This window comes from Flavobacterium sp. RSB2_4_14, from assembly GCF_051547085.1.
Taxonomy (GTDB): Bacteria; Bacteroidota; Bacteroidia; order Flavobacteriales; family Flavobacteriaceae; genus Flavobacterium.
The window spans coordinates 136,179-146,985 of the sequence record NZ_JBPTTL010000004.1; the positions used below are offsets into that span (position 1 = coordinate 136,179).

At 32.0% G+C, this 10,807-nt stretch carries 10 protein-coding genes; all 10 read right to left on the reverse strand.

Going from position 1 to position 10,807, the window contains the following annotated elements; translation table 11 throughout:
- Nucleotide 1: 1 nt before the first annotated feature.
- A complete protein-coding gene (locus ACSVH2_RS09690; protein WP_438092968.1) occupies nt 2-1,411 on the reverse strand; it encodes a UDP-glycosyltransferase in 1,410 nt (469 codons plus the stop codon).
- On the reverse strand, nt 1,411-3,105 hold the full coding sequence (gene asnB, locus ACSVH2_RS09695; RefSeq protein WP_438092969.1) for an asparagine synthase (glutamine-hydrolyzing): 1,695 nt from the start codon (nt 3,103-3,105) through the stop codon (nt 1,411-1,413). Before asnB ends, ACSVH2_RS09690 begins: the two co-directional genes overlap by 1 nt.
- A gap of 1 nt (nt 3,106) precedes the next feature.
- Nucleotides 3,107-3,805 (reverse strand): cytidylyltransferase domain-containing protein, encoded by a 699-nt coding sequence (locus tag ACSVH2_RS09700; RefSeq protein ID WP_438092970.1) that lies wholly within the window; start codon nt 3,803-3,805, stop codon nt 3,107-3,109.
- Between the two features lie 5 nt (nt 3,806-3,810).
- A complete protein-coding gene (locus ACSVH2_RS09705; protein WP_438092971.1) occupies nt 3,811-4,617 on the reverse strand; it encodes a glycosyltransferase family 2 protein in 807 nt (268 codons plus the stop codon).
- A gap of 12 nt (nt 4,618-4,629) precedes the next feature.
- Entirely contained in the window at nt 4,630-5,790 is a 1,161-nt protein-coding gene (neuC, locus tag ACSVH2_RS09710) for a UDP-N-acetylglucosamine 2-epimerase (protein ID WP_438092972.1), read from the reverse strand.
- On the reverse strand, nt 5,787-6,794 hold the full coding sequence (locus ACSVH2_RS09715) for an N-acetylneuraminate synthase family protein (protein ID WP_438092973.1): 1,008 nt from the start codon (nt 6,792-6,794) through the stop codon (nt 5,787-5,789). The genes neuC and ACSVH2_RS09715 overlap by 4 nt, the downstream gene beginning before the upstream one ends.
- A gap of 64 nt (nt 6,795-6,858) precedes the next feature.
- The gene (locus ACSVH2_RS09720; protein ID WP_438092974.1) at nt 6,859-8,064 is read right to left on the reverse strand and encodes a hypothetical protein; all 1,206 of its coding nucleotides are present in this window, start codon (nt 8,062-8,064) and stop codon (nt 6,859-6,861) included.
- Entirely contained in the window at nt 8,061-9,005 is a 945-nt protein-coding gene (locus tag ACSVH2_RS09725; RefSeq protein ID WP_438092975.1) for a glycosyltransferase family 2 protein, read from the reverse strand. The genes ACSVH2_RS09720 and ACSVH2_RS09725 overlap by 4 nt, the downstream gene beginning before the upstream one ends.
- A 15-nt stretch (nt 9,006-9,020) precedes the next feature.
- Nucleotides 9,021-9,908 carry a glycosyltransferase gene (locus ACSVH2_RS09730; protein WP_438092976.1) on the reverse strand — a complete coding sequence of 296 codons (888 nt, stop codon included), beginning with the start codon at nt 9,906-9,908 and terminating at the stop codon, nt 9,021-9,023.
- Nucleotides 9,908-10,756, reverse strand: coding sequence for a glycosyltransferase family 2 protein (locus tag ACSVH2_RS09735; RefSeq protein WP_438092977.1), 849 nt, complete (start codon nt 10,754-10,756; stop codon nt 9,908-9,910). The genes ACSVH2_RS09730 and ACSVH2_RS09735 overlap by 1 nt, the downstream gene beginning before the upstream one ends.
- Nucleotides 10,757-10,807 lie beyond the last annotated feature (51 nt).

Below are 10,807 nucleotides of genomic sequence, written 5' to 3' on the forward strand. Positions count from 1 at the left end.
ACTATTTATTTAGTATTATTTCAATGGCATCCCAAATTCTCTCAGATGCTTTTTCTGGAGGATGTTGATTAATGACTTCGAACCAAGTTTGGGCATTTTGAACAGTTGAATTGGAATTTGAATTCAATATACTTTCAAACTTGCTTTTCATTTCTTGGGGCGAATTTAACCAAATTACAGAGTCTTTAGAGGGCATTGACCTGAAATGAATAAAATTATATATTTTTTTTACAGACCAATTTGGAAACTCTTTATTGACAACATCATAATTTATAAATGCACAAGGTTTCTTAAAGGAAACAAAATCAAAAACCATAGAAGAACCTAAATTAATGACAAATTCTGAATGAAAAATAGTATTCATTTGAAGTATCAAGTCTTCCTTTGTTGGCAAAATAGCATTCCAAGAATCTCCAATATTTTTCCATATTGGATTTATACTGACAATGATATCTTTGAATTCTTCCAATACAGTATCATATCTATTTGAGAAATCAACAGGACAACGACGGAAAATAACACCAAGATTTTCACATTTTGAATTTAGTTTTTCAACTGCATTTGCGACATCAAATAAATATTGAGGATCATTGGGTGAAGTAGTAACATCGTCACCAGAAAAGCAAATATATTTTTTTGATAAATCTAAATTATATTCTTTGAAAAAAGTTTCCTTTGAAACTATAAACTGCTCATCAAAATGTGGTTCAAATTGCGGTGTTCCAGTTATGAAAATTTGATTTTCTTTTATATATGGATAATAATATTGAAGTTCATTCTTCATATGTACACTCCAAACAAAATAAAAATCGGTTTCAATAATCTTAGTTCCTTTTGGTAAATTATCCCAAGAAAAGATAAATGTTGCCGTTGGAATTCCTAAATCTTGAGCCGCAAGAATGGAGGAAACCGCTGAAGTAATTCTCTGATTGGTACAAAATACTACGGTTGGTTTTTCCTTTTGAAGTGTTGCCAAACTATCATAGTATAGTTTAGTTTTTCTTTCGTGCAACTTAATTTTATTTTTAATTCTATTAACTCCTTTTGGAGAATTGTTCCAAAATATTATCCAATGAACAATTCCTGTTTTCATAATTTCTTTTAGATTTTTTTTTGAAAAAGGAAATCGATACGAATCGTATATTTTATTTTTAGCTCTTTTAATATTCAAACTTAATTCAATTTGAATTTGAGCTTTTTTGTAAAAATCTGTAAACGGGTGAGTTTTAGGTTTGACAATCTTTATCTCTTTATAACCTAAAGTTTCCAAATTAAATGGTGTTGCATTCCAAAAAGTAATGTCAAATCCTTTTTCTAATCCGATTTTATGGAAATTTGTGAAAGCAAAATTCTTTAATCCGATGCCATCAGGAAGTAAAATAAATATTTTATTTTTTCTATGATTTGTCATTATTTTAATAATTGTGCCGCATTAATCCATTGCCAAATATGAAAACTACTTTGAGTATCGCCTTTATAAAACAAATCCAATTCGCTTTGCAATGATTTGGAATTAAACCAATGGTGATTTTTTAATGGTGTCACTTCGCCTATAACCCAATCTTTTAAAGCTGTAGAAAGCCATTCTCTTTGTGGCGTTTGCAAAGGTCTTTTCGGAGCCAAAACTACTTCCTTTTGAAGAAATTTTTCTGCTATTTTACGTAACATCCATTTTTGCACACCATCTTTTATTTTAAAATCCGTTGGGCGACTAAAAACATATTCCACCAATTCATAATCCAAAAAAGGCTCACGTAATTCTGTTCCATACAGCATAGAGACTCTATCGTTAAAACGCAAAGCACGTGGAATTTTAGTATAAAATAAATCCCGATATTGAAGGTTTAACAAATCGTCTCCAAAATGTTTTGGATAAATTGTTTTTTGAAAGTCTTTTGCAAAATCGGCATCAAGTATATTTATTCTAAAAGGTGATTTTGAAACTCCCTGTATAATATTTTGGTTATTGTTTAAATAATAATCATATCCTGCCCATGCCTCATCCGAACCTTGCCCGTCTAGTAAAACCTTCACTCCTTTTTGACTAGCAGCTTGAAATACTTTTGAATAAGCTAATGTTGGAATACCACCATAAGGTTCCGCTTGATGCAATGCCATTTTTAAAGAAAGCTCGGGAATTTCATTTGCTGAAAGTGGACAAATAGTTAAAGGATAGGGTCTGTTTTCCAACATCGCTTTTACCCATGTAATTTCGTCATATCGGGAGTCATTAGTTATAAAAGTAAAGGCTTCCACAGCAGATTTGTCAATTTCTTGTTGGTCAATCAAAGCCAAAAGCGTACTGGAATCCAATCCACCACTAAGGTTAAAACCAATAGGAACATCAGCTCGAAAACGCAAGTTGATAGCTTTTAGCAATAAATTGGTAATATATTCCTCTTCATTATTTTCAAAATGCTGAAACAAAGAATGGACTCTATTTTCAAAAGAATACCATTGCTTAAGTTGTAAATTATTTTTTTTTAAAGTCAAAAAATGTCCGCCAGGCAATTGCTCTATAGTTTGCCAAAAAGTTTCATTAGGCAAACCATAACTGCCTTCTGCAAAATAATTCAGCCAAACGTTATCATTAGCAATTTTAGGAATTCCGGCAGCAAAAAGCGTATTAATTTCGGAAGCAAAATAAAAAGTGGAATGGTCAAAAAAATAGTAGAATGGCTTCACGCCAAATCGATCACGAGCTGCAAAAAGAGTTTGTTCTTTCTTATTCCAAATGGCAAAAGAAAACATCCCATTACATTGATCCAAACATCGTTCTCCCCACTCTAAATAAGCATACAATAAAACTTCAGTATCCGATTGCGTGCAAAAATGATACTTATATTGTAGTGCTGCTTTTAATTCAATGTAATTATAAATTTCGCCATTGAAAACAAGAACGAAATTACCACATGCACTGGTAAAAGGCTGATTAGCATTACTAGACAAATCGATAATACTCAAACGGTTATGTCCTAAAGCCACTTTATTGTCATGAAAATAATAAGCGGTGAAATCAGGACCACGATGTTTTTGGGCTTCCAACATTCTGGAAATTGTTTCCTTGTTGGCATTTCGACCAATAATTCCAGCAATACCACACATCTTAAAAGTGAATTTGAGTGAGTATTTTTTCTGCCTTTTCCCAATCTTTAAGGGTATCAATATTTACATAATATTGGGGATTGCTTTCTATATAGGCGATGGATTTCCCATAAAAGCTGCCCTTTTTAATCACAGCTGTTTTAGAAATATAAATAGCACCATCACGATGAAAAGCTTTGGGTAATTCTTGTCTTCTGGGAATAATAGTTTCCTCGCCTGTGGCAATTTTCAATAGTCCATTCTCGTTTTCTTCAAAAGCCCAGTGTGGATTGTATTCATGTGGAATAGGCAAAACACTAACTAAACAATCCGCATTAGTAGTAATAAATTTTTCTATAGCTTTATCTATAAAACCTTTTTCTCGGAAAGGAGTGGTAGGTTGTAACAAGCAAACAGCATCAAAAAAAATATTTTGATTTTCAAAAAAAGCAATAGCATGTTGAACCACTTCAAGCGAAGTGGACGAATCTTGAGCCAATGCTGCAGGACGAATAAACGGTGGTTTACAGCCATAAATTTCGGCTGCAATGGCAATTTCATCATCATCTGTGGAGACAACGATTTCGGTAATATATTTTGAATTTTTGGCATCATCAATAGTATATTCTATCAAAGGTTTTTTACCAAGAAGTTTGATATTTTTTTTGGGAACACCTTTGGAACCTCCACGTGCTGGTATTAATCCTAATATTGAAATCATTTAAATTATTTGTATTGACCTTTATTATATTTGAAAGTTGCAATAAGTATTTGTGTTTTCATTTTAAGGTTAGTATACCAATTTGAAAAAGCTATTTTGATTGACCATGGAAAAGACTTGATTATATTTAAAAAATAATAACTCACGCTTATTGGTTTAATTCCATCTATTTGATATTTACCGATTATATCACATACCTCAGCATTATAACTCTTTTTTTTGTTGTAAAAAAAATAACAAGGAACATTAGAAATAATTACGAACCCTTTTTCGATGACATCTAACGACCATAGTTTTTCTTCATTTGAACGAATCGTTTCATTAAATAAAATAGCTGAAGCAACCGATTTCCTTATGGCAGAGCAATTGGCAATAATCAAATTTTGCCAATCTTTTTTATGGTTATAATTTTCTTTAGTTATTAACAGGTTGCTTTTTAATGATTGCTCTATTTGTTTGGTATTTGTAATTGGAGTACAACGAACAGCAGCTACATTTTTATCTGAAAAGTAACTCACCAATTTTTCGGGAAAATCATTAGATAAAAGTATATTGTGTGAACTCAATAATACAATAATTTCATATTGACAATGTTTAACACCAAAATTGATTGCATAACCATATGTGAATTGTTTATCCAATTGAACTACTTTGCAACCATGCTTTTGAGCAATAGCAACAGAATTATCAGATGAATTGTCATCTACTATAACAATTTCATAAGGAACATTGAAGTTTTGCTTTTTTATACTTAGCAAAGCTCTTTCTAATGCCACTTCTTCGTTTTTATTTCTTATTAATATTGAAATCATATACTATTTAAATTAATAAGTTATAGTTTTATGAAACTGTAAAGGCAATTCTTTTAATAAGGTCGCAATTTGTTCGCCTGCAGTTCCACTACCATAAATATTGGAACTGCTTCTATTTTTAGAAATCAATAAAGACTCAACAGCGGCAACAATTTCATTTTCGTCATAGCCAACATCAACCACATTATTCCCTCTATCTCGGCGATTTTGGCGCGAACCAATATTAACAACAGGAACACCAAGATAAGCGCATTCTCGAATTCCAACACTGGAATTACCAATTAAACATTGAGAATTATGCAATAAATTTAAGAAATCACCTCCTTCCATGTTTTTAAAAAAATGGATGTTTTCCATGGTATATTTTTCACGGAAAGATCTAATTCCGGTTGAAGTTCCATCAGCACCAGCATCAACATTAGGCCAAAACCACAAGGTAGGTTTATTAATTTTTTGTATAGCTCGTAAAGTAGATTCAATATGTTTTCTAGAATCTTGATATTCATTGGTCACAGGATGTTGCATCACAACAATGTAACCATTACTCAAATCGGGTTGTGAACCTACACCGCCATATTTGTCATAGGGATTGAATGTCAATTTTGTATTCTTGACCACTGCTTGTGCAATATCTATAGAGGGACAACCGGTATTAAAAACCATAGCTGGATTTTCGCCCAGTTGAATGACCCTTTGTTTGGCATTTTCAGAAGCAACAAAATGATAATCTGCCAGTTTGGTTATAGCATGCCTAACCTTTTCGTCAATGTTTCCCGTTACTTCTCCACCTTGAATGTGTGCCAACGGAATATTCATATACGAAGCGGAAATAGCCGTAGCCATAGTTTCAAATCGATCGGCAACAGTAACGACAATATCAGGGCGAAGATTATCAAAAACGGTAGATAATTCTAAAATTCCAATTCCCGTTGTTTTAGCAGCAGCAGTAAGATTTTCGCCTTCCAATACATTAAAAACTTTAGCGGCAATTTCAAAACCATCTTTTTCAATATAATTCACGGCACTTCCATACCTATCCAATAAGGCAGAAGCAGCAACAATCAATTGCAGCTCTAATTTGGGATGCTTTTTTATAGCAGTTAAAACGGTTTTAACACGACTATAGGACGGCCTGGCTGTAATGACGACAGCTATTTTTCTGATACTACTCATGCTAAATCTTCTTCATTCAAAAAATCCCATTGGGACTTTTGGGTTTTCAATGTCCGTCCAATTACTTTTTCAAAATCGGTCGCGGAAATACCGTATCCTTTTGGCTTTTTACTTTCTAAATCATCAAAGGTAATAAGATGCCCTTGAGGTAAATCTTTATTGACAGCCAATGACTTTTCAAAGATAGCTTTTAACGCAGTAAAACTTTCGTTATTATTTTTATTGATTGGATTATTTTGTGCCAAATAAATAGCATGAACGGCTTCTACCAATTGTTTCGTTTCTTCCATGGTTAGCGAGGCAATAGCATCGGGTCCAAATAAGTCACGATGGAAAACAACATGAAATTCTAAGATTTCGGCGCCAAGAGCCACAGCTGCAATGCCAGTAGCTATTTTGGCTGAATGGTCTGAAAAACCGACAGGAACTTTGTATCTTCCTTTCAATTCTGACAGGACGTTTAAGCCATAATCTTCAGGTTTTGTAGGATACGATGTTGTGCATTGCAAGATAGAAAAAATAGCATTTTTGCTTTTCAAAAAAGTAACGGTTTTGTCCAATTCGGCAAAACTACTCATACCAGAAGAGAGGATAATAGGTTTTCCTGTTCTAACAATCTTTTCTAATAAAAGAAAGTTTGTCACTTCGCCTGAACCAACTTTGTAGGAATAAGCACCAACTTCTTCCAGCCAATCAACGGCCAAATTACTAAAGGGAGAACAAATAAAATCTAGATTTACTTCATTACAATGTTGCTTGATTTCCTTCCATTGTTCCAAAGTGAATTCCATCCGTTTCCAATAATCATAACGAGTAGCATCTTCTCTAGAAAATGGCACTCGAAACGGTTCGTGGACACTGCTTTCTGCAGCAGCGATATGCATTTGAAATTTAATAGCTTGAACGCCTGTTTTCGCCACAGCATCAATATAGGAATGAAGTATTCCTAGACTTCCATCATGGGCTTGAGCAATTTCGGCTATTAAATAAGGTTTCTGGTTCATTGAGATACATTGAAAAGGAAGTAAAAATAACAAAAATGAAAATTGAAAATGACATTTATTCAATTTAATTTGATAAAATTTCGTTTAGCGATTTTTCAAAGTTTTCTATACTAAAATAGTCCCCAAAGGGATAAACTGGCTCATTGGAATGCAATCTATCGATGATTAAATTTTCCAGTTTTATTTTTATTTCATGTTTGTCATTACTATTGGCAATAAACCGATCATCTGTAATAATATTTCTCAACTCACTTCGGGCTGGGGAAAGTGAAAGTATAGGTTTTTTTAATTCTGCCAAAAAAGGTGCTTTACCCACTAAAATATTGCAATACAATGGACCATTTTCTAAAATAATATTAATATCAGCAATTTGCTTTTGCTCATTACAGGAGTTAGAAAAATTTAAATAGTCTAAAAACATTATATTGGAAATACTTTCGTATTTAATGGCTAAAGTATGTTGTTCACTCCACTTTAATCGAAGTACAAATTCAGTATTTTCTTGAAATATAATATTGCTTTCTATTAATTCTTTGTAGGCATCTAATAGAATTTCAATATTTCTACCAAATTGAATAGCACCATGATACGAAATGGTAACTTTCTTATTCTTAGGAACAACATCCTTAGAATCGCTCAAATCAAAAACGTCATCAGCATATTGATGTGGTAGCGTGTGGAATTTTTTTCTTGTTCCGTAAAGAAACTCCAAATCATTGGACATATGACGCGCGGAACTCATACACTTTTTGGATTGTTCAACCACCTTAAACATTGCTCTTAATTTAAAAAGTTCCAGTTTAGATAATTTAACGATAGAACCTACATACCAAAATAATGGATAGGGATCATGAAAATTAACTATACCTCTTTTTAGTATGGGCAAATCTTTAATACTTAAAATAGTTTCATGAGCTAAACCTGCACTTCTAATGAAAATATGATCATAACTAATATATTCAATCTTACTGATGTGAGAACGATACACGTTGTTGATGTGATTTACAACCAAAGAAACTCCAGTTAATCTCCAGTAAAATCTATTGATTAGTTTAGTGAAAAATGGGATTTTTAAATTTAAAACATGAGTTTCAATAGAATTAACAGGTAATAAATGTAAGTGATCATCGATTTCATACTGTTGAAGATAAACAACATCAATAATAGAATTAGGATGAACTTCTCTCAATTTTGACAAAAAAGAACGTGAAACAATTCCTTCACTACTACCAGAAATCCTAAGGTCTTGAGCTATTACTAAAAATTTCATTCGCTGTATTTTAAAGATTTTCTTATCCTATGCAAAGATAACCTTGCTGGCAAAATAAAATAAAAAAATTGCCACTTGAAGTATTCAATCTTAGAAAGTTCAAGAATAGTTAAAATTTTTTCAAATAAGCCATACTCTCTATAATTAATTGATATGGCTATAAAATACCGCTTTAAGGAATAGGTCAACAACTGCTTTTCCTTTAAATTATTAATCACTAATAAAATGGCATTAACATAGGATTCTCTTCTAATCGGATCGTTCTTATAAAATTCTCCTGTATTAGAATTTTCGTGTTTTCTTCCGTAAAACAGGCATTTATCAATGGAAATACCTCTAAATCCTGAAGAAACAATTCTTGAATATAATTCCCATTCTTCAGCATACATTAATGTTTCAATGAATTTATTTTTTTCAAAACAAGCAGATTTCCACATCACTGCACAAGAATTAAATTGCAGTTCATTATTTATCATTTGTTCAATATCCGTCTTATCAATAAAAAAAGAAGTATAGTTTTTTGAATAATCAAATTGATAGTTAAAGTCTCCAAAAAACACATTCCTTATATACCTACAAAAAGAAATCGATGAATCACTAAGTTCTTGAACACATAATTCTAGATTTTGCGGATGCGGAATATCATCATCATCAAAAAAGATAATGTAATCACCTTTGGCTAAATCAAGTCCATTATTTCTACAACCGGGTAATCCTTTTTGGTAGTTATCATCTCTTTTTACAAATACAAATCTTTTATCTTCATCAATAATGGGCTTGATAACTTCTTTCGTATTATCGGTTCCGCCATCATCAATAATAATACATTCCCAATCTAAAAAAGTCTGATTTTGTATAGACACTAAGGTTTCAACTATAAAATGCGCCCTATTGTAGGTCGCCATTATTATGGATACTTTAGGATTATTATTGTTCTTCATTTTTGATAAATAAAACTATTTTACTCTAACTCTTATGAATTCTTTTATTGAACCAATGTTCATATTAATTGCAAAATGCCATAAGAGAAATAACCCTTTGTTGAAATCGAATGATTTCAGATTTTTCAGCTCCGATTGGTATTTTCGTAATATTTTTATGCGCTGTTGTTTGGTATAATATGTTGACTTTTTCGTAATCAAAAAAGTGTAAAATTCAATAAGCGATTGGCTTTTTAATGCTAGATTATCTTTTTTTCCAGTAATATTTAAATCAGACAATCGCACACAAACAACACTGTCATTTATTGAATAAATGGGTTTGTCTTCTGAAAAATCTAACCAAGCTCTGTCATCACTATTCCAAGCAAGTGGATAGTTATAAAAATGATGTCTTTCATAAGATGCTTTCAAAAAGACATACTCAGAAAGTGAACTTCTGGTCAATTTTTGAAACTTTCTATAATAGGCATCAGTAGCGTTTTCCCATACTGGATGGTAAGAAATAGCGGCTTTGTAATTTTGTTTTTGGACAATGGTTCGAGATGCAAATCTAACCAAGTTGCTTTTAGAGATAAATTGGGGCAAGTGTTTATAAAATTGCTCAACTACGTTAGGTGTTAAATAATCATCATCTCCCAATATCATTATCCATTGTTCATCTTTTGTTAATGAGATACATCGTTCCCACTGTTGAACTAGAGCGGTTCCTCCAATATTATTTTCAAATCGATGATAAACAAATTTAAAGTTGTCTTTATATTTTTCTAGTAAATCGATTGGATTTTCAGGGCTAGCATCATCGCCAATGTAAATCGTGAATCGTTGATCGGTTTGATCAGCCAAGGACTGTAGGGTTTCCTCAAAAAAAGTGAGTTTATAATACGGAATTACAATGGCTAACATTAGTCTTTTTTTGATTTATATAATCCAAATATAGTGAACCCTAAAAAGGTTTTACAAAATAAATCAATTACAAATTTTTCGCTTTTTAGCTTATTTTTATTTTCTTTCGTTATGCTTTCTATGGTTTCACTAAGCTGGATGGGTGAACCTAGGTGTTGAATAAAAAATGATGGATGCTTTTGACACATAAAGGATTGTAAATATTTTTTATGCTCGTCAGACATTTGATTTACCATAGATTTTTTGCTTGTTCTGTAATAAAATCCAACTTCATCCAAACAAAAGACGTTTCCACCATCTTTTAGAATAGCAACCCAAAATTCCCAATCTTCCCAACCATAAATCATATTTTCATCATAGCCATTAACGCATTCCCAATCTTGTTTTCTATAAATAGCAGAACAAAAAATCATGTTTCTTCTGGCCAAAAGGGAAGGTGAAAAATCAGGCAATTGCCACATTCCATTGACTTCTCCAAACTTCTTGGCTTTGCAATAAACAAGTTTTAAATCTGGTTGAACGTTAAATTTTTCTAAAGCCAATGCTATATAATTTGGAGCTATCATATCGTCTGCATCTAATGGCAATATAAATGTTCCAATAGCGTTTTGAATACCATAATTTCGAGCACTACTTAATCCTCCATTCTCTTTAAAGTAGTAGGTAAACCTATCGTCTTTTTTACACCATTCTTGTGCTCTAGCCTCTGTATCATCAGAACTTCCGTCATTGACAATAATGCATTCCCAATGAGTATGGGTTTGATTCAATATAGATTGCATACAATCAACAAGATACATAGCTTGATTATAACAAGGGACGATTATAGAAATCTTTGTATTTTGCATACTTTTTTTAATATATTTCTTTAATACTTCTCTTTAACTAAAGTAATTTCA